Annotated in this window: 28 protein-coding genes and 1 pseudogene; 15 read left to right on the top strand and 14 right to left on the bottom strand. The window is 66.0% G+C overall.

Annotated features, from left to right (window positions below):
• Positions 1 to 52 precede the first annotated feature (52 nt).
• Positions 53 to 907 (top strand): fumarylacetoacetate hydrolase family protein, encoded by an 855-nt coding sequence (locus BWQ92_RS10675; RefSeq protein WP_076799488.1) that lies wholly within the window; start codon positions 53 to 55, stop codon positions 905 to 907.
• A gap of 184 nt (positions 908 to 1091) precedes the next feature.
• A complete protein-coding gene (locus BWQ92_RS10670) occupies positions 1092 to 1328 on the top strand; it encodes a hypothetical protein (RefSeq protein ID WP_076799487.1) in 237 nt (78 codons plus the stop codon).
• 5 nt (positions 1329 to 1333) lie between these two features.
• On the opposite strand, the gene BWQ92_RS10665 is transcribed toward BWQ92_RS10670, so the two are convergent.
• From BWQ92_RS10665 to BWQ92_RS10655, 3 genes are all read right to left on the bottom strand, one after another.
• Positions 1334 to 1621: a MoaD/ThiS family protein gene (locus tag BWQ92_RS10665; RefSeq protein ID WP_076799486.1), complete on the bottom strand. Its 288-nt coding sequence runs from the start codon at positions 1619 to 1621 to the stop codon at positions 1334 to 1336.
• Positions 1622 to 1645: 24 nt separating this feature from the next.
• Positions 1646 to 2776 carry a WD40/YVTN/BNR-like repeat-containing protein gene (locus BWQ92_RS10660; protein WP_076799485.1) on the bottom strand — a complete coding sequence of 377 codons (1131 nt, stop codon included), beginning with the start codon at positions 2774 to 2776 and terminating at the stop codon, positions 1646 to 1648.
• A gap of 113 nt (positions 2777 to 2889) precedes the next feature.
• Complete coding sequence (locus BWQ92_RS10655; RefSeq protein WP_076803653.1) at positions 2890 to 3207, bottom strand: hypothetical protein; 318 nt, start codon at positions 3205 to 3207, stop codon at positions 2890 to 2892.
• A gap of 113 nt (positions 3208 to 3320) precedes the next feature.
• On the opposite strand from BWQ92_RS10655, the pseudogene BWQ92_RS24715 reads away from it, so the two are divergent.
• Positions 3321 to 3437: pseudogene (locus BWQ92_RS24715) on the top strand (hypothetical protein); the annotation flags it as partial.
• Positions 3438 to 3502: 65 nt separating this feature from the next.
• Here the strand turns inward: BWQ92_RS24715 and BWQ92_RS10645 are convergent.
• Positions 3503 to 3703: a hypothetical protein gene (locus BWQ92_RS10645; RefSeq protein ID WP_076799484.1), complete on the bottom strand. Its 201-nt coding sequence runs from the start codon at positions 3701 to 3703 to the stop codon at positions 3503 to 3505.
• Between the two features lie 177 nt (positions 3704 to 3880).
• Here BWQ92_RS10645 and BWQ92_RS10640 point away from each other — a divergent pair, with 177 nt between their 5' ends.
• From BWQ92_RS10640 to BWQ92_RS10625, 4 genes are all read left to right on the top strand, one after another.
• Positions 3881 to 4387, top strand: coding sequence for a universal stress protein (locus BWQ92_RS10640; RefSeq protein ID WP_076799483.1), 507 nt, complete (start codon positions 3881 to 3883; stop codon positions 4385 to 4387).
• Between the two features lie 309 nt (positions 4388 to 4696).
• Entirely contained in the window at positions 4697 to 5050 is a 354-nt protein-coding gene (locus tag BWQ92_RS10635) for a metal-sensitive transcriptional regulator (protein WP_076799482.1), read from the top strand.
• Positions 5051 to 5110: 60 nt separating this feature from the next.
• The gene (locus BWQ92_RS10630; protein WP_076799481.1) at positions 5111 to 5341 is read left to right on the top strand and encodes a heavy-metal-associated domain-containing protein; all 231 of its coding nucleotides are present in this window, start codon (positions 5111 to 5113) and stop codon (positions 5339 to 5341) included.
• 60 nt (positions 5342 to 5401) lie between these two features.
• The gene (locus BWQ92_RS10625) at positions 5402 to 7810 is read left to right on the top strand and encodes a heavy metal translocating P-type ATPase (protein WP_076799480.1); all 2409 of its coding nucleotides are present in this window, start codon (positions 5402 to 5404) and stop codon (positions 7808 to 7810) included.
• 23 nt (positions 7811 to 7833) lie between these two features.
• Here BWQ92_RS10625 and BWQ92_RS10620 read toward each other — a convergent pair whose 3' ends face one another.
• Positions 7834 to 8106: a DUF2277 domain-containing protein gene (locus tag BWQ92_RS10620; RefSeq protein ID WP_076799479.1), complete on the bottom strand. Its 273-nt coding sequence runs from the start codon at positions 8104 to 8106 to the stop codon at positions 7834 to 7836.
• A gap of 216 nt (positions 8107 to 8322) precedes the next feature.
• On the opposite strand from BWQ92_RS10620, the gene BWQ92_RS10615 reads away from it, so the two are divergent.
• Positions 8323 to 8589, top strand: a complete 267-nt coding sequence (locus BWQ92_RS10615) for a WXG100 family type VII secretion target (protein WP_076799478.1) — start codon at positions 8323 to 8325, stop codon at positions 8587 to 8589.
• 93 nt (positions 8590 to 8682) lie between these two features.
• Here BWQ92_RS10615 and BWQ92_RS10610 read toward each other — a convergent pair whose 3' ends face one another.
• Positions 8683 to 9714 carry an EamA family transporter gene (locus tag BWQ92_RS10610; RefSeq protein ID WP_076803652.1) on the bottom strand — a complete coding sequence of 344 codons (1032 nt, stop codon included), beginning with the start codon at positions 9712 to 9714 and terminating at the stop codon, positions 8683 to 8685.
• Between the two features lie 98 nt (positions 9715 to 9812).
• Between BWQ92_RS10610 and BWQ92_RS10605 the strand changes: the two genes are divergently transcribed.
• Complete coding sequence (locus tag BWQ92_RS10605; RefSeq protein WP_076799477.1) at positions 9813 to 10358, top strand: CGNR zinc finger domain-containing protein; 546 nt, start codon at positions 9813 to 9815, stop codon at positions 10356 to 10358.
• 29 nt (positions 10359 to 10387) lie between these two features.
• Here the strand turns inward: BWQ92_RS10605 and BWQ92_RS10600 are convergent, their stop codons facing one another.
• The 3 genes from BWQ92_RS10600 to BWQ92_RS10590 all read right to left on the bottom strand — a co-directional run bounded on the left by BWQ92_RS10600 (position 10388) and on the right by BWQ92_RS10590 (position 12899).
• Positions 10388 to 10783: a hypothetical protein gene (locus tag BWQ92_RS10600; protein ID WP_076799476.1), complete on the bottom strand. Its 396-nt coding sequence runs from the start codon at positions 10781 to 10783 to the stop codon at positions 10388 to 10390.
• A 103-nt stretch (positions 10784 to 10886) separates the two neighbouring features.
• Positions 10887 to 11480 (bottom strand): hypothetical protein, encoded by a 594-nt coding sequence (locus BWQ92_RS10595; RefSeq protein WP_076799475.1) that lies wholly within the window; start codon positions 11478 to 11480, stop codon positions 10887 to 10889.
• Positions 11481 to 11546: 66 nt separating this feature from the next.
• Positions 11547 to 12899: an MATE family efflux transporter gene (locus BWQ92_RS10590; RefSeq protein ID WP_076799474.1), complete on the bottom strand. Its 1353-nt coding sequence runs from the start codon at positions 12897 to 12899 to the stop codon at positions 11547 to 11549.
• 175 nt (positions 12900 to 13074) lie between these two features.
• Here BWQ92_RS10590 and BWQ92_RS10585 point away from each other — a divergent pair, with 175 nt between their 5' ends.
• Together BWQ92_RS10585 and BWQ92_RS10580 are read left to right on the top strand one after the other, a co-directional pair.
• A complete protein-coding gene (locus BWQ92_RS10585) occupies positions 13075 to 13509 on the top strand; it encodes a DoxX family protein (protein ID WP_076799473.1) in 435 nt (144 codons plus the stop codon).
• A gap of 197 nt (positions 13510 to 13706) precedes the next feature.
• On the top strand, positions 13707 to 14681 hold the full coding sequence (locus tag BWQ92_RS10580) for an acyl-CoA thioesterase (protein WP_076799472.1): 975 nt from the start codon (positions 13707 to 13709) through the stop codon (positions 14679 to 14681).
• 7 nt (positions 14682 to 14688) lie between these two features.
• On the opposite strand, the gene dnaB is transcribed toward BWQ92_RS10580, so the two are convergent.
• Positions 14689 to 16071, bottom strand: a complete 1383-nt coding sequence (gene dnaB, locus BWQ92_RS10575; protein WP_076799471.1) for a replicative DNA helicase — start codon at positions 16069 to 16071, stop codon at positions 14689 to 14691.
• A gap of 710 nt (positions 16072 to 16781) precedes the next feature.
• Between dnaB and BWQ92_RS10570 the strand changes: the two genes are divergently transcribed.
• Entirely contained in the window at positions 16782 to 17258 is a 477-nt protein-coding gene (locus tag BWQ92_RS10570; RefSeq protein ID WP_076799470.1) for a hypothetical protein, read from the top strand.
• Between the two features lie 2 nt (positions 17259 to 17260).
• Complete coding sequence (locus BWQ92_RS10565; RefSeq protein ID WP_076799469.1) at positions 17261 to 17827, top strand: hypothetical protein; 567 nt, start codon at positions 17261 to 17263, stop codon at positions 17825 to 17827.
• Positions 17828 to 17850: 23 nt separating this feature from the next.
• On the opposite strand, the gene BWQ92_RS10560 is transcribed toward BWQ92_RS10565, so the two are convergent.
• Positions 17851 to 18204, bottom strand: coding sequence for a TFIIB-type zinc ribbon-containing protein (locus BWQ92_RS10560; RefSeq protein WP_076799468.1), 354 nt, complete (start codon positions 18202 to 18204; stop codon positions 17851 to 17853).
• Positions 18205 to 18241: 37 nt separating this feature from the next.
• Entirely contained in the window at positions 18242 to 18868 is a 627-nt protein-coding gene (locus BWQ92_RS10555; protein ID WP_076799467.1) for an FMN reductase, read from the bottom strand.
• A gap of 140 nt (positions 18869 to 19008) precedes the next feature.
• On the opposite strand from BWQ92_RS10555, the gene BWQ92_RS10550 reads away from it, so the two are divergent.
• Together BWQ92_RS10550 and BWQ92_RS10545 are read left to right on the top strand one after the other, a co-directional pair.
• Positions 19009 to 19431: a DUF1801 domain-containing protein gene (locus BWQ92_RS10550; protein ID WP_076799466.1), complete on the top strand. Its 423-nt coding sequence runs from the start codon at positions 19009 to 19011 to the stop codon at positions 19429 to 19431.
• A 91-nt stretch (positions 19432 to 19522) separates the two neighbouring features.
• Positions 19523 to 20074 (top strand): dihydrofolate reductase family protein, encoded by a 552-nt coding sequence (locus BWQ92_RS10545; protein ID WP_076799465.1) that lies wholly within the window; start codon positions 19523 to 19525, stop codon positions 20072 to 20074.
• Positions 20075 to 20174: 100 nt separating this feature from the next.
• Here BWQ92_RS10545 and rplI read toward each other — a convergent pair whose 3' ends face one another.
• Positions 20175 to 20627 (bottom strand): 50S ribosomal protein L9, encoded by a 453-nt coding sequence (gene rplI, locus BWQ92_RS10540; protein WP_076799464.1) that lies wholly within the window; start codon positions 20625 to 20627, stop codon positions 20175 to 20177.
• An 18-nt stretch (positions 20628 to 20645) separates the two neighbouring features.
• Positions 20646 to 20885, bottom strand: a complete 240-nt coding sequence (gene rpsR / locus BWQ92_RS10535) for a 30S ribosomal protein S18 (RefSeq protein ID WP_003800144.1) — start codon at positions 20883 to 20885, stop codon at positions 20646 to 20648.
• Between the last annotated feature and the right edge of the window lie 11 nt (positions 20886 to 20896).

The raw sequence follows: 20896 nt of genomic DNA, 5'->3' as shown, positions 1-20896 counted from the left end.
GCACACCGGCACAGACTGACCCAACCAAGCAGTTCATCCGAAGGACCAACCCGTGCGCCTGGCCAACATCGCGAACCGGCTGACACTCGTCACGCCGAAGAACGAAGCCGTCGATCTCCCGCAGGTGACAGGTGGCGTTTTTGGTCCATCGATCCAGGACTGCTACGAACGCTGGGATGAGCTTCTCGAGCTTGCGCGCCCGTTCGAAACCATGCCGGGAAAGCCATTGGCCGACATCCCGTTCAAAGACTTCGGCAACCCGGCACCCCGGCCGCGGCAGGTGTTCGCGATCGGGCTCAACTATGCCGCCCACGCCGCGGAAGTCTCGCTTGCGGTGCCCCAGGACCTCACCGTTTTCACCAAGTTCTCCAGCTCCCTCGCCGGCCCCTACGGCACCGTCACCCTCCCGCCCGGCACCGTTGACTGGGAGGTCGAGCTGGTGGCAGTCATCGGCCGCGGCGGAGCAAGCATCCCTGCGGAAAGGGCCTGGAGCTACGTCGCCGGGATCACCATCGGGCAGGACCTGTCCGAACGGACCATGCAGTCAGCCGGGCCCGCGCCGCAGTACAGCCTTGCCAAGTCCTTTCCCGGTTTCGGTCCGGCCGGCCCGCTCCTGGTCACCCCGGATGAGTTCGAGGACCCGGACAGCATCGAACTCGGCTGTGCCATCAACGGCGAAGTGGTCCAGAAGGGCAACACCTCGGACATGGTCTTCCCGGTTCCCGAGATCATCGCCCGCCTCTCCAAAGTCACGCAGCTGTTCCCCGGAGATGTCATCTTCACCGGCACGCCTCCCGGAGTGGGAGTGGGCCGCGTGCCCCAGCGCTTCCTCGCCCCCGGCGATGAACTCGTAACGTACATGCGCGGCGTGGGCGAGATGCGCCACAGGATGCAGGCCTCCTCCTAGCTCCCCAACCGGCGTTCGACCAGCTTTCGACCGGGCCCCGCGGGCGGCGAGAGCGTGCGGAAACCGCGGCGGCTCCGGAAACTAACCGGGCGCTAACGGGCAGGAAACGCGTGCGCAACATTGCCCCGCCACACTGGAGGTGCCGGCAATTGCAGGCACCAGCTCCAGCTCAGGAGGCCACGCCATGTTGAAGGAAGCCAAACCCCATGTCACCCGGGTCCGTGCCCTGGACCAGCTGCACCGCGGCGACGAGATCGAGGCCCGCCTGTCGGTAGGCCCGAGTTACGACGACGTCATCATCCGCCGCGGCAGTGTCCAGGAGACCGCCCCGGGCATCGGCGTCGTGTGGATCATGGATCGCCATACTGGCATGCGCAAGGCCATCAATACGGACGAATGCAGCGTTTGGCGCGTCGCCTGAGTCAGCTAGCCGCCAGCCACGGACTGAATAATCAGCACCTCCTGGCCGGCAGAAACTTCCGTTTCCAGGCCGCGAAGACGCCGGACCTCCTCACCGTTCACGTAAATATTCACGTAGCGGCGGAGCGCACCCCTTTCGTCCCGCAGCCGCCTGGCGAGCACCGGGTAATCCCCGGTCACGGAATCCAGCAACCAGCCCACAGTCACCGCCCCGTCGGCGGGTGTAGTCAGTATGGACTGCCCGCCGGCGAGCGGCTGGAGGACGCTGGGAAGGACCACGCTGATCTCAGCCACTGCACATCCTCATGCAGGACATCCTCATACAGGAGCACCCGCCTTTACCGGGGCACCCGCCACAACGGCGGCGCGGACACACAGCACATCCGGCAGGTGGGACGCCACCTCCGCAAAGGTTTCACCTTCATCGGCGCTGGCGTACACCGAGCCTCCGCGGGTTCCGAAGTAGACCCCGGCGGGTTCTGCGGAATCGACGCTGGCCGCGTCACGGAGCACGGAATTGAATTCTGATTGCGGCAGCCCGGAATCCAGGCGCTTCCACGTCCCGCCGGCATCATCCGTGCGGTGCACGGCGAGCTTTCCGTCCGGCGGGATGCGTTCGCCGTCGGCCTTTAAGGGGACAACCCACGCTGTGCCTGCCCGTCTCGGGTGCGTCAGCATGACGAACCCGAAATCTGCCGGCAGGCCTTCCGCGATCGATTCCCAGTTCTCGGCATTGTCATCAGTGCGGTACACGCCGTGGTGGTTCTGCGCGTAAAGGCGGCCTTCGACGGCGGCATCCGCGGCAATCTTGTGCACGCATTGGCCGAATTCGGGGTTGGGATCGGGCATGAAGTAGGCGGAGATGCCTTTGTTCCGCGGCTCCCATGAGGTCCCGCCGTCGAGCGAGCGGTACACGCCTCCGGTGCTCATGGCCACATGCACGTTGTCCCCTGAGGGGTTGACCACGATTGAGTGGGCGGCGGCGCCGCCGTAGCCGGCACCCCACTCACTGCGGTGCGGGTGATCCCACAGACCGCGGTTCAGCTCGAAGTGCTCACCGCCGTCGGTCGATTTCCACACCGAAATCGGCTCCGCACCGGCCCAGACCACCCCCGGGCGGGAGTCGGCGTCGGGGTAGATCTGCCAGATCCGTTCCACGGCGGCGTCCGTATCCTCAGGGAACTTAATTGCACCCTGTTCGGGCTCGGTCCAGCTGGCACCGAGGTCATCCGAATGGGCAACGGTGGGCCCCCAGTGCTCGGACCGCACCCCCACCATGATGCGTGTGCGGCCGTTCCGAGTGTCGATGCCGATGCTCGGTATCTCGCTCATCAGGAAGTGCGGACCTGACAAGGACCACTGCTTCCGGTCCTGGCTGGTGGCGAGCCAGAGGCCTTTTTTGGTCCCGATTGCTAAGACGAAACTCTCAGGGGCAGTCATGCACCCCATGCAACCACTCCGGCGGAAGGGGTGCAATGGTTTTGGCCGCCACGGGTTGGCCCGTTCCGGATGTGCTGTCCGGACCTGCGTCCCCGGTTGCCGGCGCGGGTACGGCGCGGGTGCTAGGACCCGATACCCGCGCCATCCTTGGCGGCGTCATCTTTGGCCGTGCCGGATTTGGCCGTGCCGGATTTCGCCGCACGGCGGTTTCGCCACCAGCGGCGGAGCAGGTCCGCGGCGGCCAGGATTCCGGCCAGGGGCGTGAGGACGGCGGCGGCATAGACGAAGAGGAGCCATGTCAGCGTGGCGATCGGTGGCTGGCTCCGGCTCAGCAGAGACAGGCCGCCGAACAGGCCTGCAACCCAGAAGAGCACCACCAGCGTCAGCACGGCCGCTGCCGGAAAGTACTCGTTCCGCACCACCCTCTTCAAGGTTTCCACCACTGATCCTCCTGCGCCTTGCTTCCCCATGAGTCCAGTATGCGACGGAGAGTCATTGCTCCGGGGACGGCACGGCGAACGTGTGATGAATACAACCACTGCCCGTATAACCACTGCCCGGTACTGGCTGCAATCTGTCAGTCCGAGGAGATCAGCCGGAAGCACGGCGGCAGGGGCACCGTCGGGCTCGGGTTGCGGGCCTGAAGAGCGGCGCGGAATGGAGCATGAAGCGGGGAATGCGCTCACCGCGCTGCACCACGCACCGGGACGGGCTGCCGGTGGTTCGCGCGGAGCCTCAGTCTACAAACTCGGACTGCGTCTCGATGAAATCCCACTCCGCTTCGGTCAGCACTGCCTGCGGGCTGTCCGGGTGCGGACCCCCTGCCCGGGCAATGCCCTCCATCACGAACTGCGGAACATCATCGGCCCGCAGGTGTTCGCGAAGCCACTCCTTGCTTTTCAGGTCCAGATCAAGCCACCACATGTGAATCTGCATGGGACGCCGCCTTTCTACGTCTCCACGCTAAGCTCGCCGCGCCACGGATTCAAGGAAAAATCCACACTCGTCGCCGCCGGGGCACGAGCTGTTCCGCTGGGCTGAAACGGTCCCTGAGCTGGGCGAAGGTCCCGGCCGGCTCTGGTCTTTCCCGACTCCGCGGGCACACAATTGAGTATGGATGCAGAGCGCTTCAGCGGCCCGCCTCCCCTCCTCGTGGGCATGGTTCCCGGGCAGCATCCGGAGGTCCTCAAGACCGCCGTCAGTCTCGCCCAAAAGCTGTCCGCCCCGCTGCTATGTGCCTACGTGGATGAGGCAAGCTACCTGGTGGAGTGGGATCCCGCGCGCTCCGCGCACCGCCTCTCCCTCCATCCGGACAGGGACGACGACGATATCCGCTCTGTTACGACTGAACTGAAGTCCGCCATCACATCGGCCGTCCGGAATGGCGGACCTGCATGGACCCTGCGCACGCTGGCCGGGGACCCGGCGAGGGCCCTCGGCAGGCTGGCATCCGAGGTCAATGCCCCGATGATCATTGTGGGCACACCGGAGCGGGGTTTCGGGCACCGCCTGACCGAATTCTTGAACGGTTCCGTGGCCGCGTGGCTCACCCACCACCAGAGCCGGCCCGTTCTGGTGGTTCCGTTCCGAATGGCCGCGCATGAGGACCGGGGCGAATAGCCGGGCGACGGCTTGCTGCCGGCTCAAGACCGGGCGCGGGAAAGTAAAGCGAAAGTAGTTATTCGATGCGGTGGCCAACTTCGCTACCGGCAAGTAAGCTAATTCAGGCAGGCCACCAGAGCCCGCCCAAAGACTGCTCCGGAGTGCGTATCCCCCAATAACGCGCTCCGGAGCTTTTTGTTGCCCGGAAACCCTTACCCAAACACCGCCGCAGCGCCGGGCGCCGCCGTTCCCACATCATTCTTCGCGCGAGCAGTGACCTCCCGCACCCTCCTTGACGCATACCCCCTAGGGGTATAGTTTTGGGGTATGGAGACTTCAGATCGGGCGCCTGGAGCGCCCAACGAAGAAGCGGCCGTTGACTCCGGGCAGCATGGTTACACTGCCGACAAGGACGCCTACCTGCGCCGGCTCCGCCGGATCGAGGGCCAGGTCCGAGGAATCGCCCGGATGGTCGAGGAGGATAAGTACTGCATCGACATCCTGACGCAGGTCGCGGCTGTGACAAAGGCCCTGCATGCCGTCAGCCTGGGCCTCGTGGAGGAGCACATCGGCCACTGCGTCGTCGGGGCGGTCGCCGAGCCCGATCCTGATCTGCGGGCTGAAGCCATCGACGTTAAGGTCAAAGAGGCCGCGGGTGCCATCGGGCGCCTGCTCCGCTAACGGCACACCCCCATCCACCCGGCTGACCAACCCGGTCAGCGCACCAAATAGGAGCCAGCTGTGAGCACCATCTCCACCAAAGTCCACGTTTCCGGCATGACCTGCGGGCACTGCGTATCGGCCGTCAGCGAGGAACTTGAGGCACTCGCCGGCGTCGAGGAGATCGACATCGACCTCAATGCGGGCGGAATTTCCACCGTCACCATCACCTCCACCCAGAAGCTCTCGCCGTCGGAAATTGGCGAGGCGGTGGCCGAGGCCGGCTACCTGGTAGTGGCCAACGAGGCATAACCCCTCCACTTCCACAGAGCAAGACCTTTAAACGCAGCACAACCAGACAAGGACCGGCCAATGGGCACCGAACACCCTCCCGCAGGCACCGCCAGCCGGGTGATCGAACTCGACGTCGAGGGCATGACCTGCGCCTCGTGCGTGAACCGGGTGGAAAAGAAGCTCGCCAAGCTCGAAGGCGTCCAGGCCACCGTCAACCTCCCGCTGGAAACGGCCCACGTCACGGTTCCCGACGGCATCACGGACCAGCAGATCACCGACCAGGTAGCCTCGGCCGGCTACAAGGCAAGGATCAGGAAGCCGGCCCACGAGAGCTCCGTGGAGCTAACCCTGCAGAAGGCCGCAGCCACCGAGCACGCGGAGGTCCGCACGCCGGAGGACGCCACGACGCAGCACGAAGACCACATGAACCACGGCGGCAAGGCGGCGGACCTGAAGCCGCGCCTGGTTGTCGCCGCGGTCCTGACTGTGCCGGTCTTTCTGATCTCGATGTTCCCGGCATTCCAATTCCCGAACTGGGGCTGGGTGGTGGGCGCCCTGGCGCTGCCGGTTGTCAGCTGGGCAGCATGGCCGTTCCACCGGGCGGCCGCCATCAACGCGCGCCACTTCGCCTCCACCATGGACACCCTGGTGTCCCTCGGCGTCATCGCCGCCTACCTGTTTTCTGCCTGGCAACTCCTCGCCGACCCCCGCCTGACCGAGCACCCCGGCATGGAACAGATGGGCGCGGATTCCGGCGGCCTGTACTTCGAGGTGGCCAGCGTCGTCACCACTTTCCTCCTGCTGGGCCGGTACCTGGAAGCCAACGCCAAATCGAAGGCCGGCGATGCGCTCAAGGCCCTTCTTGATCTGGGCGCGAAGGATGCCTCCATCCTGAAAAACGGCACGGAGGTGAAGATTCCGGCAAGCCAGCTGGCCGTCGGGGACCTCGTCATTGTCCGCCCCGGTGAGAAGATCGCCACTGACGGCGTTGTGGCTGACGGCGTCTCAGCCGTGGATGCTTCGCTGGTCACCGGAGAATCGATCCCGGTGGACGTTGGTCCGGGCAGCCCTGTCACCGGCGCCACCATCAACACGTCCGGCCGGCTGCTGGTCCGGGCCACGCGGGTCGGGGCGGAAACCACCCTGGCCCAGATGGGCAGGCTCGTGACCCAGGCGCAGACCGGAAAGGCGCCGATCGCCCGGCTGGCCGACCGCATCAGCTCGGTCTTCGTGCCAGTGGTCCTGGTCATCGCCGTCCTCACGTTCGCCGGATGGCTGCTTGCCGCCGGGCCGGCCATCACCGGGCCTGAACTCCGCTCCGCCTTCACGGCAGCCGTGGCCGTGCTGGTCATCGCCTGCCCCTGCGCCCTGGGCCTGGCAACCCCTGTCGGCCTCCTGACCGGGACGGGGCGCGGCGCACAGCTGGGCATTCTGATCAAGGGCCCGCAGGTCCTGGAGGACACACGCACCGTGGACACGATCCTGCTGGACAAGACCGGAACCGTCACCAGCGGGCAACTGTCCGTGGACGCCGTGGCCGCATTTGCCCCGTTCAGCGGGCCGGACGTCCTGCGGCTCGCCGGCGCGGTCGAGTCAGCGTCAGAGCATCCGATCGCGGCGGCGATCGCAGCCGCCGCGAGGGCCGAGGTGCCCGTCACGGGCATGCGCCTGACCGGCAGCCACAGCACCAGCAGCCACAGCCGAAGTGGGACGGACGACGGCGCCGCCCTCCCCGCCGTCGACGGCTTCCGTTCCGCCCCCGGCGGCGGAGTGGTGGGAACCGTTGAAGACCGCCTGGTGGTTGCCGGCCGGAGCGGATGGCTGCTGGAGAACGGCGTGCGGATTACCGCGGAGCAGGGCCAGGTACTCCGCGATGCGGAGGAGTCCGGCGCCACGGCCATCTGGGTGGCGGTGGACGGAGAAGCTGCCGGCATCATCGAGCTGCGGGACTCGGTCAAGCCGGGATCCGGGGCGGCCGTGGCACGACTCAAGGCCCTGGGCCTGCGGCCGATGCTGCTCACGGGAGACAACGAGGCGGTGGCAGCCCAGGTGGCCGCCGCCGTCGGGATCGCCGCGGAGGATGTCTTCGCCGGAATACTGCCCGAGGGCAAGGTGGAAGCCGTCCGGCGGCTGCAGGCGCGCGGTGCAACCGTGGCCATGGCCGGCGACGGCGTGAATGACGCCGCCGCCCTGGCACAGGCCGACCTCGGCATCGCGATGGGTTCCGGCACGGACGTCGCGATCGAAGCTGCCGACCTGACCGTGATGGGCAACGACCTGGGCCAGGTGGCCACCGCGATTGAGCTGTCGCGGCGCACGCTGGCCACCATCAAGACCAACCTGTTCTGGGCGTTCTTCTACAACGCGGTGGGCATTCCGGTGGCGGCACTTGGCCTGCTCAACCCCATGATCGCCGGCGTGGCCATGGCGGCAAGTTCAGTGCTGGTGGTGGCCAACTCCCTCCGGCTGCGCCGCTTCGGCAGGTAGCGCGCGGGGCAGTCCCCGGCCTCCTAGGCCGTCCCGAAGCGCACAGCCGCGCGGGCCTTCGCCTTGGCTGCTTCCTCGTCGCGGTCCTTGGCCGGCGCGTGCGTCACCAGTGAGTCGAGCAGGTGCTGCGTCACGTGCGCAATCTCGTGCACGGCGCGCTCGAACGCCTCCTCATTGGCCTTCGATGGCTTGGTGCTCCCGCTGATCTTGCGGACGTACTGCAGCGCGGCGGCGTGGATCTCCTCGGACGTCGCATGCGGTTCGTAGTTGTGGAGGGTACGGATATTCCGGCACATACCCTCATGCTAGGCTCTGGAACGCCGAGGATCGACCCTTCCGGCCCCGGGTTTGAGCGGGGCACGTGCCCATGGGGAGGCCTCCATGGGGAGCGCTGCCCATCGACACTCTTTCGGGCGGAAGGATAGTTTTTAGGCAATGGATCTTCCGGACGAGCCGGAGGCCACGGGGGATGCCGACTGGATCGGGTCCGTTGATTAAAAAGGAGATACGTTATGGCTATGTTGGGTGCAGATGTTGAAGCGCTGCGGAACCTGGGCACCAGGCTCACCAATGGTTCGACCGAAATTCAGAACCAGAAGAACCAGCTGAGCCGGGCGCTCGACGGCGTCGAGTGGAGGGGCAACGACGCCGACCAGTTCCGCAACGAGTGGCAGAGCAACCACCTTCCGGCCCTCGAGAGGGTGGCACGGGCCCTGGAAGAGGCGGGCAAGCACGCCAGCCGCAACGCCCAGCAGCAGGAAGACGCTTCCCGCGGCTAGACCCGGGAACGCACCGGAGGGCCGGACGCATCGAGCGTCCGGCCCTCCGGTATTAACAGTTCATCATCCGCTAAGCGGCCCGCCGCTGGAAACTTAGGGGACGGGCTCGACGTCGTTCGCGTGGTCAAGCGGTCCGGTCACCGCTCCCTTGTCCCCTGCCTTGGCTCCCCGGAGCTCATCCACCCGGACGCAGAGCACCCCGCCCACGATCAGCAGTCCACCCGCCAGCTGGATGGCACCGGGCAGTTCCCCCAGCAGCAGCCAGGCCCAAAGCACGGCGAACAGAACCTCAGTGAGGGACACAAAAGAGGCAACTTTGGTGCCAAGCGCGCGGGCAGCGATGATCCCGGAAACGTACGCCAGCACGGTGGCCAGCACCACAAGACCGGCCAGGGGAACCCACCACGGCGTGGTCCACGGGCCGAGCGTGGTGTCCGCCGTGGTCATGGCCATGGGCAGGATGCCGGTGGCCGCCGTCAGCCACATGACTGCGGCGCCTACCAGGAGCCCGCCCGATGCGAGGACGATGGGGGGCAGCGTGTCGTTTTCCTTGGCGGTGAGGAAGAAGTAGATAGCGAGGCAGACCGCCGCGGCGAGGCCCCAGAGCACGCCCACGGCATCGACCTTCACCGAACCCGTGAGGTCCAGGACGAGCACGAGCCCACCCAGGGACAGCAGCGTCCCAGCGATGGTAAGGGAGCGCGGCCGTTTACGGCTGGCTGCCCAAAGCCACAGCACGATCAATACCGGGCCGAGGTATTCGAGCAGCAGCGCCACGCCGACGGACAACCGGGCCACGGCGTTGAAGTAGAACAGCTGACAGCCGGCGACGCCGATCAGTCCAAAGAGGACAATCGTCACCCAGTTCGACCGCAGCTGGTGCCAGCGGCCTCGAAGCGCCGGAACAGCGGGAACCGCGAGGATAAGCGCGGCGCCAGTCAGCCGCGCCGTGACGGCGGCCCCCGGCGTCCAGCCGCTTTCCAGCAGCGCCTTGGCGAAGGAGCCGGAAAGCCCGAAGATGGCCGAGGAAAACAGCGCAATACCCAATCCTGACGCCAGGAAGCCCGAGGGCCTGGCAGCTGCCTTGGCGGTGGTCCGCGCCGGGGTGGAGGCCGTTTGCGTCACGGTGGCGCGGGTGTTTGATGCGGGCACGGATGCCTCCCGTCAGGAGTAAAGTGGGGTATTGGTCCTGACACTACTCCCCCGGACTGTAAGGAGTCAAGATGGTCTTTGCCCCTGACACGGAGCTGTCACTGCGCTTTGTGGTGAACCTCATCAACTCGGCCGCCAACGGCGCGGAGAACCTGCCCACGCTGAAGGACCTGGATGAGTTCCTGCAGCAGGAAGGATTCAGCGGCTCCCGCACGCACGACGACGCCGAGCTGGCAAGCATCCACGCGCTGCGCACCGAGCTGGCAAGACTGTGGACCGCCGACGAGGACACGGCCGTGGCCGGCGTGAACCGGCTGCTGCGCGAGGCCCACGCACTCCCCCAGCTGCTCAAACACGACCAGTGGGACTGGCACCTTCACGCCACCACGCACGATGCACCGCTGTCGGACCGGCTGGGCACAGAGGCTGCCATGGCCCTGGTTGACGTGATCCGCAGCAAGGAAATGGACCGCATGCTGGTGTGTGCCGCCGAGGACTGCGATGCGGCAGTCCTTGATCTCAGCCGCAACCGGTCCAAGAGGTACTGCGACACCGGAAACTGCGCCAACCGTGCCCATGTGGCCGCCTACCGGGCGCGCCGCGCGAGCGGAGAATAAGGGCGGCTGCGGAGAGTAAAAGTCGAGCGTTAGGAGGCCCCGCCGTCGGGACCCGTTTCGCCGGGACCCCTGGTGCCCGGCGCACCCGGGGCGTCCGGACGGCCCGGGGTTTCCGGACCGCCGTGGCCCCCGTGTCCGTGCGATGGCTTGCGGGCGGAGCTCAGGTTCACGCCGGATCCCTTGCCGAGGTGGTCGGCGTTTTCCTTGTAGCTCATCGACAGCATGGCGGCGATGACCAGGGTGACAATGAAGGCGATGCCGGCGCCGGTGAAGGCGAGGTCGAACCGCGGCGACCGCGCGCTGCCACCGGAGGCGAAGATCAGCACCGCGAAGAACGCCACCACAGCCCAAAAGGCGGAGAACATCAGGGGTCCCTTCACCGAGGTCCGCAGGTTGCGCGGTTCTCCTGGTTTCTGGTGTGCCAAGGTGATTCCTCCCGTGCGGGCGGCGCGATGCGGCCTGTCCGCTGTGCTGTGTGCTGGTGTTGAAGGGGTGCCGGTTGTTCTACAACGAGTAGAACCCCTGGTACTAGTTTACGGCCTTTGACGCAGCCGCCCGCGCATCGTGCCGGAGCGAGAGGCCGGCCAGGATCCAGAGCACTCCCGAAATGATGGCCCCGCCGCCGGCCACCCCCAGCAGCGCATGCGGTCCGAGCCCCACAAAGAAGGGCAGGGTGCCGGCCGTCCCCAGTCCGATGACCCCGGAGGCCAGCCAGTCGCGGGCCAGGACGTGCCGTCCGCGGAACCGGATGCCCAGATATAGTTCGGCCACGGCGGCCACGGCCAGGCCCAGGGCGGCAAGCACTGCGAAAACCAGGTTGCCGTGCAGGAACAGCAGGGCCACTCCGGCGCCGGTCAGGGCGGCGCCCGCGGCGGACAGAATGCGGCCGGCCGGGGCGTCCCGAAGGAAACCGGTGAACGGAATGCCCCACAGCAGAATCAGACCGGTGGCCAGCACGTACGCACCGCCCGCCAGCGACATCCCGGCCACGGACGGGGCCGCCCAAAAGACGGTCACGGCACCGAACACCAGCGCGGCGGCAGCCCGCAGCAGGGCAGGCTTCCACAGTTCCGCCGAGGGGGAAGGCACGTCGGATTCAGCAGGGTTCGCGGGGGAAGTCACCGCTCCAGTTTAGTGCGCCCGCCTCTGGCAGCGAATCCTGGCGCGGCAAATCCTGGAACCGGGTGGCTATGAGCCGAGCACCATCCAGCGGTCCGTCCTGGCCCGCAGGCCAAGGGTCACGGCGCGGGCAAACATGTACCCCAGCGAAAAGGCTGCCCACACCCAGACCAGCGCCGCCGCGCCGTCGGCCCCCACCAGCGGTACCGCCAGCAACAGGGGAAGGTACACCGCCAGATTTACGACGCCGGCAATCGCCAGATACTTCGCGTCACCGGCGCCAATCAGCACCCCGTCGAGGACGAACACGTACCCGGCCAGGGGCTGGCCTGCGGCCAGCACCCACAGGGCCGCCGTCAGCACCGACTGGACGCCGGCGTCAGACGTGAAGAGGGCCCCCGTGAACGGGGCCGCCAGGGCGAGCAGGACGCCGGTGACCACGCCGAAGCCGGTGCCCCAGCGGATCATCGTCCGGGTCAGGATCCTCGCTTTGCCGGCATTGGACGCGCCCAGTTCCTTTCCAATCAGCGCCTGCGCCGCAATGGCCAGCGCATCCAGCGCAAAGGCCAGGAAGGTAAAGACCGTCATGGCCAGCTGGTGGGCCGCCAGGTTCACGGCACCCTGGGCCGTGACCACCAGCACGGTGGCCATGATGGCGACGCGCAGGCTGAGTGTCCGCAGCATCAGCCAGGAGCCAACCTTGGTCATGGCGCGGATCCCATGCCAGTCGGGGAGCAGGCTAACGCCGTGTTGACGGGCGTTGCGCTGCACCATCACCAGATACACCGCGGCCATGGCCCACTGCGCGATGCTGGTCCCCACCGCCGATCCGACCACAGACAGCCCGAGCCCGTAAACCAGCACCAGGTTCAGCACGATGTTCAGTGAGAAACCCGCCGTCGCCACCACCAGTGGCGTCCGGGTGTCCTGCAGTCCCCGCAGCACACCCGTGCCGGCGAAGATCAGCAGCATGGCGACGAGCCCAGGCATGGACCAGCGCAAGTAGTCCACGGCGAAGATGCGCACTTCGGGGCCAGGACCCATGAGCTCAATCAGCGGCTCCGCGGCGAGGAACCCGGCGAGGGCGAGTGCTGCCCCGAGCAGCAGGGCGAGCCAGACGCCGTCGCGCCCCGCGGCCAGCGCCCTCCCCAGCTGTCCGTCCCCCACCGCCCGCGCTACGGCAGGCGTGGTGGAGTAGGCGAGGAAAACCATTAGCCCCACGGCGGTGTGCAGCACCGCAGAGGCCAGCCCGACGCCGGCCAGCTGGGCAACGCCCAGGTGGCCCACAATGGCCGAGTCAGCAAGCAGGAAAAGCGGCTCGGCAATCAGCGCGCCAAAGGCGGGAACGGCAAGCCGGAGTATTTCACGCCCATGGCTGTCAGGCTTGGGGGTTGAAACGGCGGCGGAACGCGATTGGTGCACGGATTCAGCCTAATGGCCAGCCGGCAGCGGACGGAGCCCGAAAGATAACCCACGACACATTAGTTGACACTTCAACAAAACTTCGGGACAGTGGAAGGGAAGCTTCAACCGGCACGCCCCGGACCGCGTGCCCAAAAGAGACAACCCCCAATCAACCTGAACGGTGAGAATCTCCATGAACCAGTCCACCCTTACCACCACAGCCCTGACGGTCCTGCGCGTAATCGCGGGATTCCTCTTCGCCGCGCACGGCTGGCAGAAGTTCAACGAATTCACCATCGCCGGCACGCAGGCATCCTTCGCCAAGATGGGGGTTCCGGCCGCCGAAATCGCCGCCCCGGCCGTCGCCACGCTTGAACTTGTGGGCGGCATCGCCCTCATCCTCGGTGTGCTGACCCGCGTCTTCGCCGCCCTTCTCGCGCTGAACATGCTTGGAGCATTCTTCCTGGTCCACGCCTCGGCCGGCGTCTTCGTTGGCAACGGCGGCTATGAACTGGTCCTCCTCCTGGCCGCCGGCGCGCTTGCCATCGCACTGGCCGGCGCCGGCCGCTTCTCGGCGGACGCAGCCATGTTCGGCCGCGGCAACTCTAAGCTCAGGGTTCTCGCGTAGCCTTTCGAGAAACTGCGGAGTCTTCGGAAAATAGCGACGGCGGCTGCCCAGCCGGCATTTCTGTGCCAGGCGGGCAGCCGCCGTCGTTTTGGCTTTCCCGGCCGTGAAGCGGCCTGCCTGCGGGACTTGTGGCGGCCGGGAACCTGTTTGTGAAGGGGCGGATCGGCCCGAAGGACCGCGGTCAGTAAACTGCGAGCATGAGCGAGACCGCCGCCAATTCAGTGACCCTCCGCTTTCTTGCCGCCCCCATGGACGTGGGCCACAGCGGATCCGTTGACGCCGGCACCGTGCTGGAGTGGGTGGACAAGGCGGCCTACGCTGCAGCCGTCGGTTGGGCCAAGTCATACTGCGTTACCGCTTACGTGGGGAACATCCACTTCGCCGATCCCGTGAACAGCGGCGACATGGTGGAGGTGACGGCAACCATCGTCTACACGGGCCGCTCCTCCATGCATATCCGGACAGTGGTTTCCTCCGGGGACCCGAAGGGCGGTCCGGCCACCATGCGCAGTCAGTGCATGGTGATCTTTGTTGCTGTTGGCGAGGACGGCAAACCCGTACCCGTTACGCAGTTTGAACCGAAGACGGCGGAGGAGCTGGAGCAGCGGGACCACGCCCTGGCTCGGATCAAGATCCGCGAGCAGATTGTCGAAGCCATGAGCGCCCAGGAATATACCGACGCCGGCACGGCAGAGCGCGTCGTACTCCGGTTCATGGCTGCACCTACGGACGTGAACTGGGGCGGCAAAGTCCACGGCGGGATCGTCATGAAATGGATCGACGAGGCAGCATATGTGTGCGCCTCACGCTACTGTGGCCGCGACACGGTGGCCGTCTTCTCCGGCGGAGTGCGCTTCTACCGGCCGCTGCTGATCGGCCATGTGGTGGAGGTGGAGGCCCGGCTGGTCTACACGGGCACCAAGGGCATGCACATCGCCGTACATGTCCGCTCCGGGGACCCCAAGGGCCGGGAGCTGAACCTCACTACATACTGCCTCACCGTGATGGTTGCCCGCGACGCGGAGGGAACTTCCGTCCCCATTCCGCCATGGACGCCCGTGTCCGAGGAGGACAGGCGCCTTCACGCCCATGCGCGGGAACTCCTGGAAATCAGGGCAGCCGCCCCCGGCAACCGGCTCCCCAACCACCTGCTGCCGGCGCAGCCTCACTAGGACCCGCCTAGAATCCGCCGCCTCCGGCATCACCGGCCATGTTGGCGAACCGCGAGTAGTGGCCCTGGAAGGCCACCACGATGTCCTTGGTGGGGCCGTTACGGTGCTTTGCCACGAGGATGTCCGCCTCACCGGCGCGCGGGGATTCTTTGTCGTACACATCCTCGCGGTGCAGCAGGATCACCATGTCGGCATCCTGCTCGATGGAGCCGGATTCACGAAGGTCGGAGACCATGGGCCGCTTGTCCTGGCGCTGCTCAGAGCCGCGGTTCAGCTGCGACAGCGCAATGACGGGAACCTGCAGCTCCTTGGCAAGCAGCTTCAGCGCACGTGAGAACTCGGAGACTTCCTGCTGGCGGGACTCCACCTTCTTGCCTGAGCTCATGAGCTGCAGGTAGTCAAGGATCACGAGCTTGAGATCGTGCTGCTGCTTGAGGCGGCGGCACTTGGCCCGGATCTCCATGAGGGACATATTGGGGCTGTCATCAATGAACAGCGGGGCATCATTCATGCGTCCCATGGTGGTGGCGATCTTGGACCACTGCTCATCCTTGATGGTGCCCTTGCGCAGGTCCTGCAGCCCGATGGTGGCCTCTGCCGAGAGCAGACGCATGGCAATCTCGTTGCGTCCCATTTCCAGGGAGAACATGACCGTGCTCAGGTTGTGTTTGATGGCGGCGGAGCGGGCAAAGTCCAGCGCGAAGGTGGACTTACCCACAGCCGGGCGCGCAGCAATAACGATCATCTGGCCGGGATGCAGCCCATGGGTCAGCTCGTCCAGCTCGTAGAAGCCGGTGGGAACGCCCACCATGCCTTCGCCGCGGTGGCCGGAGGCCTCGATCTCATCCACGGTGGACTCCATGACGTCCTTCAGGACGACGTAGTCCTCGGCCGTGCGGCGTTCGGCGACGGCGTAGACCTCCGCCTGGGCCTGGTTGACCAGGTCCTCCACCTCGCCGTCCTGGCCATAGCCAAGCTGCACGATCTTGGTGCCGGCATTGACCAGCCGCCGGAGCACGGCACGCTCGGCCACGATCTCGGCGTAGTAGCCCGCATTCGCGGCAGTGGGCACCGTCTGAATGAGTTCGTGCAGGTACGCCGGACCGCCGATCCGGTTGATTTCGCCACGCTTGGTCAGCTCATCGGATACCGTGACGGCATCTGCGGGTTCTCCGCGTCCGTAGAGGTCGATGACGGCCTCGTAGATGGTCTCGTGGGCCGGGCGGTAGAAGTCCTGTCCGCGCAGGATTTCCACCACATCGGCAATAGCGTCCTTGGACAGCATCATGCCGCCCAGGACGGACTGTTCAGCGGGAATGTCCTGCGGAGGCCTGCGGCTGCTCTCGGATTCGCGGGTACCTTCGATTGGGTCCAGGTGCGTAACTGACAAAGCTGCCGTCCTCCATTGTGTCCGCAGTCCGTGCAGGAGGACTGCGGCGTGTGCCGTGTGCCGTGGGTGCCGCGCGGCAGAATCTGCCGCCCGCGCTGGTGCAACTACACCAGCAGGCCCTGACATTTTCTGGTCCGGACCGCTGAACCCGGCGACGCCTCATCCACAGGTTTTCCACAGGGCAGCACGAATCCCCCGGAGACCGGTTGTCGGCCGGCTCCGGTCTTCAGGCCGGAAGGAAAAACCACCCGAATGGGGTGTCTCCGCTACGTTAGCGCCCCGCCGGTGAAGCACAAAGCCCGCAGTTTCGCACCTCTGTGGATAACGTGTGCACAAGAGACTGCTGCTTGTGCACAGCCTGTGGGGGAACCTGTGGATAGAAATTTTATTTCCGGCATATATAGGGGTTGACCTGCGGAAACACCGCAGTTCTCCTGTGGACAGATTTAATTTTTCCGCCAACCTTCATCCACAGCCTCAAGCGCCCACTGGGGATACCGGCCGGTAATTACACATCCAAAGCGGGTGTTCGGGAGCTGGATTCCTGCTTTGTGATACAGCTCACCGGCATATGCCTGAGTCGGCCCGGAAGGCATGCTCCCGGCATGAATCTGTCCCATCCGGGGCGGCAGAGTGCTCCTCCTGAGGCGGCACCATGCATAGCCGGGCATATGCTGTGGATAACGCGGATGTGGCGTTAAGCTCTAGGTATGGGCGACGTTCTAACGGTTTTGGTTCCTGCCCTTATCCTCGCCGCAGCCCTCTGGGCTTTCGCCACGGCACTGAAGCCGCGCGACGGAGGAATGTCCGACGCGGACCGCTACCAGCTGGAACTGGCACGGCGCTCCCAAGCCCACTACGCAGCCCAGGTCCGGGCTGCCCTGGCCGCACGGGCGCGCATGGAGGCGGCAGCCCTGCCAAGCCAGAACCGGCAGTTCCAACACCACGAGCCGCTCCAGCAGCACGGGCCGCCGGGCCATCCAGGCCACGATCCCGTCCGCAATCCTGACAATCCGCAGCGCTCCGACCTCGCGGCAGTGCTGACCGGGACCACGGTGAACCCGCAGCTGGCCTTGCAGCTGCAGGCTCTGGTGCGCAACGGGCAGAAGCTCCAGGCCATCAGGCTCCTGCGCGAGGCCACCCATTCCAACCTTTTGACCGCCAAGCAATTTGTAGATCGGCTGTAACCATGGAATCGCTCCTGATCCCCTTCCTGATCCTTATCGCCGCGGGCGTCGCCGTGGCCCTCGCGGCGCGCGCGTGGGGTCGGCGCCGGCAGACCGTCAAAGAGCCCGCCCAGCCGCCGGCTGAGTCCGCAGAGCTCGCCAGGGAAGCCGCAGCCAAACTGTCCGAGGATGAACACCGCCGGCTGTACTCCCTGATCGCCCAGGGACAGGCGATGGCGGCGATCAAGCTGTACTACGAGGTGTCAGGGCAGGGCCTGCGCGCGGCGCGGGACGCGGTAGCCGCGCTGGCGGCCCACCCGCAGCCTTTCCGCTCGCCCGCCCAGGAGCCCAGCGAACCCGAGGACGACGACGAGCCGCCGCAGCGGTTTCCGTACCGGTACCGGGCCATTGCGAGCAAGGGCGATGTCACCCGGGAGGTCAGCAGCAACATGCTCAATGACGAGATTTACGGCCGCATCCGCACCCTCGCCAAGAGCGGCAACATCGAGGCGGCCGCCACCGCCCTGACCCGGCACTCGGACATCACCATGAAGCAGGCACGCGAGTTCATCGCCCTGTTGGACGACTAACCGCCTCCGGGGAGCCCGGGCCGCTAGAAGTCGAACAGGTCCCCCAGCCAGCCCTCTTTCTTCTTGTGGTGGCGGCGGTCGGAGTCGCGGTCGTAGCCCTTGCCGTAGCTCCGGTCATCGTAGCGCGGCTGATCCCGCCGCGGCTGATCCCGCCGCGGTTCAAAGTCACGGTACAGCGGCGGCGGTGCCATGCCGGGCGCGGGGGTAGCCGGCGGAACGGGCGCCGGAGGTGCCGCCGCCCCGGCATTGACGCGGTCGATGATCTTGTCCAGCTCGCCGCGGTCCAGCCACACCCCCCGGCACTGCGGGCAGTAGTCGATTTCCACACCGCTGCGTTCGCTCATGACCAGGTCTGAAGAATCAATGGGACATTTCATGCCCGGCACAACGAGCAGAAGACGCGATTAGTTCGCGCTACTGGCCGCCAGAGATTCCGGCCAGCAACTGCTCGAAAGGCAGCGACTCCAGGGGAGCCGGCTTGCGGCCCGGCTGCTCCCCTTCCAGGAGGCGGCTAAATTCCGCCGCGGCCCGTTCGATGCGCAGCGAAAGGGGAGTCCCGCCGTCGTCCGTGTTTCCCCAGTCCTGCGGGCCGGCAAAGACGGCCGTGGCCGTGGTGCGAGTGCGCAGGTAGCTGAACAGCGGGCGCATGGCGTGATCCAGGACCATCTGGTGGCGGTCCGTTCCCCCGGTGGCGCCCGGGAGCACTGCCTTGCCGTCCAGGGATTTGGGGTCGAGGACGTCAATGAAGGACTTGAACAGGCCGCTGTAGGAGGCACTGAACACGGGGGTGACGGCGATGATCCCGTCGGAGGCTTCGACGCCGGCAATCACCTCGGCCAACCGGGGCGGCGCGAACCCCGTGACAAAGTTGTTGGCGATGTCCACGGCCAGCTCGCGGAGCTCCACAACGTCGATGGTCACTTCGTAACCAGCCGCAGCCAGCTTCCCGGTGACGGCGGCGGCCAGCTGGTCGGCAAGCAGCCGGCTTGACGACGGGACCCCCAGGCCGGCGGACAGGACGGTTATGCGGCGGGTCTCCATGATGCTCTCCTCTGGGTCGCGGTTACATGCATTTGCATCTACTCGCTCAACCCGGGACTGCCGGTCTTTATTCCGACGGCGGCTGCGGGTTCTGAAGACAGGGGGAAAGGGCGCCTCGGCCGGCCAGTACACTGCCTTTCATGGCGGAGAACAAGACACAGGTGACGGGGGCTTCCGCTGATGACTTCATCGCGGCCGTGAAGCACCCGGTACGGCGGCAGGATGGCCAGCGCCTGCGGGACCTCATGGCGGAGCTGACGGGACAGGAGCCGGAGATGTGGGGTCCCACCATCGTCGGGTTCGGCAGAGTGCACTACAGGTACGCCAGCGGGCGGGAAGGGGATACAGCAGCGGTTGGATTTTCGCCGCGCAAGGCCAGCCTGTCGCTGTATGGCCTCACCAATGCGCCCGAGTCGGCTGCGCTGCTGAGCCAGCTGGGCAAGCACAAGACAGGGGCGGGATGCCTCTACATCACCAAGCTGGCCGACGTCGATGAAACCGTGCTGGCCGAGCTGATCAGTCTCGGTTACCGCTACGGCATATCTGTTCTGCACAGCCAGTAGTCCGGAGGGACGCCGTTCCGGGGGGCGAAGTCTTCCCATGGCCGCTGCCGCGAAATAGCGTATGCCTGACAACCGGATTTTGGAGGCCCCGATGCGCAAAGTTACTGCCGGACTGTTCCACTCCGTGGACGGCGTGGTGCAGGACCCGTTCAAGTTCCAGTTCGACAGCTTCGATGAGGACCTGGGCAAGGGGCTGACCAGGATGATCAACACCGTGGACACGGTGGTCCTGGGCCGGGTGAGCTATCAGGAGTGGGCCGGGTACTGGCCCAACGCTTCCCAGGACGAGGACTTCGCGGCCTTCATCAACCCGGTGCAAAAGTTCGTTGCGTCCCGCACCCTGTCCGAGCCTCTGGAATGGCAGAACTCCCGCCGGATCGAGGGACCGCTGGAGGAGTTCATCACCGACCTCAAAACGCGCGAGGGCGGAGAGATCGCTGTATGCGGCAGCATCTCGGTGACCCGACAGCTGCTGTTCGCCGGCCTCCTCGATGAGCTGACCCTCATGACGCACCCCGTGGTGGCCGGCAGCGGGCGGCGGCTCTTCGAGGAAGGCGACCCACTGACAAGGCTGGTGCTGAAGGACCAGTACCGGACCAGCAAAGGCAACGTCGTGAGCACCTACAGCCTGCGCGGGGACTGAGACCCCCGGCCACGGCGGGATCATTTTTCACAGCAACGACGAAGCCCCCGCGGTCGGCTTCCCGGAGGAAACCGACCGCGGGGGCCGTCAGCAGTACAGGCTACTTGCCTGCGACTACGTCGAGTTCGATCACAGCGGCAACGTCGTCGTGCAGACGGACGTTGGCCTGGTAGGAACCAACCGACTTGATGTGAGCCGGCAGTTCAACCTTGCGCTTGTCGATGCTGCCCAGGCCTGCGGCCTCAACAGCGTCGGCAACGTCGGCCTGCTTGACCGTGCCGAACAGGCGGCCGCTTTCGCCGGCCTTGACAACCAGCTTGACCGGCTTGGCGGACAGAGCGGCGGCCTGCTTCTGAGCATCTTCCAGGGAAGCGTGCTCGCGGGCGGCGCGGGCAGCCTTGATGGACTCAACCTGCTTCTCGCCACCCTTCGACCAGGTCAGGGCGAAACCGCGGGGCAGCAGGTAGTTACGGGCGTAACCGTCCTTGACCTCGACAACGTCGCCAGCAGCACCGAGACCGGTTACTTCGTGGGTCAGAATGAGCTTTGCCATGTTAGTTAATCCCTTTCCTTAGCCCCGGCCAGCGCCGGAGTAGGGCAGCAGAGCAACTTCGCGGGCGTTCTTGATTGCCTGGGCGATCTTGCGCTGCTCCTGCACCGTGACGCCAGTGACGCGACGGGCGCGGATCTTTCCGCGGTCGGAGATGAACTTGCGCAGCAATGCTACGTCCTTGTAGTCGATGACAGTGATGTCAGCGGCCTTCAAGGGGTTGGACTTTGGTTTGGGCTTACGGAGTTCAGCCTTAGCCATCGTGGAGCTCC

It is taken from the genome of Arthrobacter sp. QXT-31, from assembly GCF_001969265.1.
GTDB lineage: Bacteria > Actinomycetota > Actinomycetes > Actinomycetales > Micrococcaceae > Arthrobacter.
Note: the sequence above shows the minus strand (reverse complement) of the source record. Positions and strands in the feature narration are given on the sequence as shown.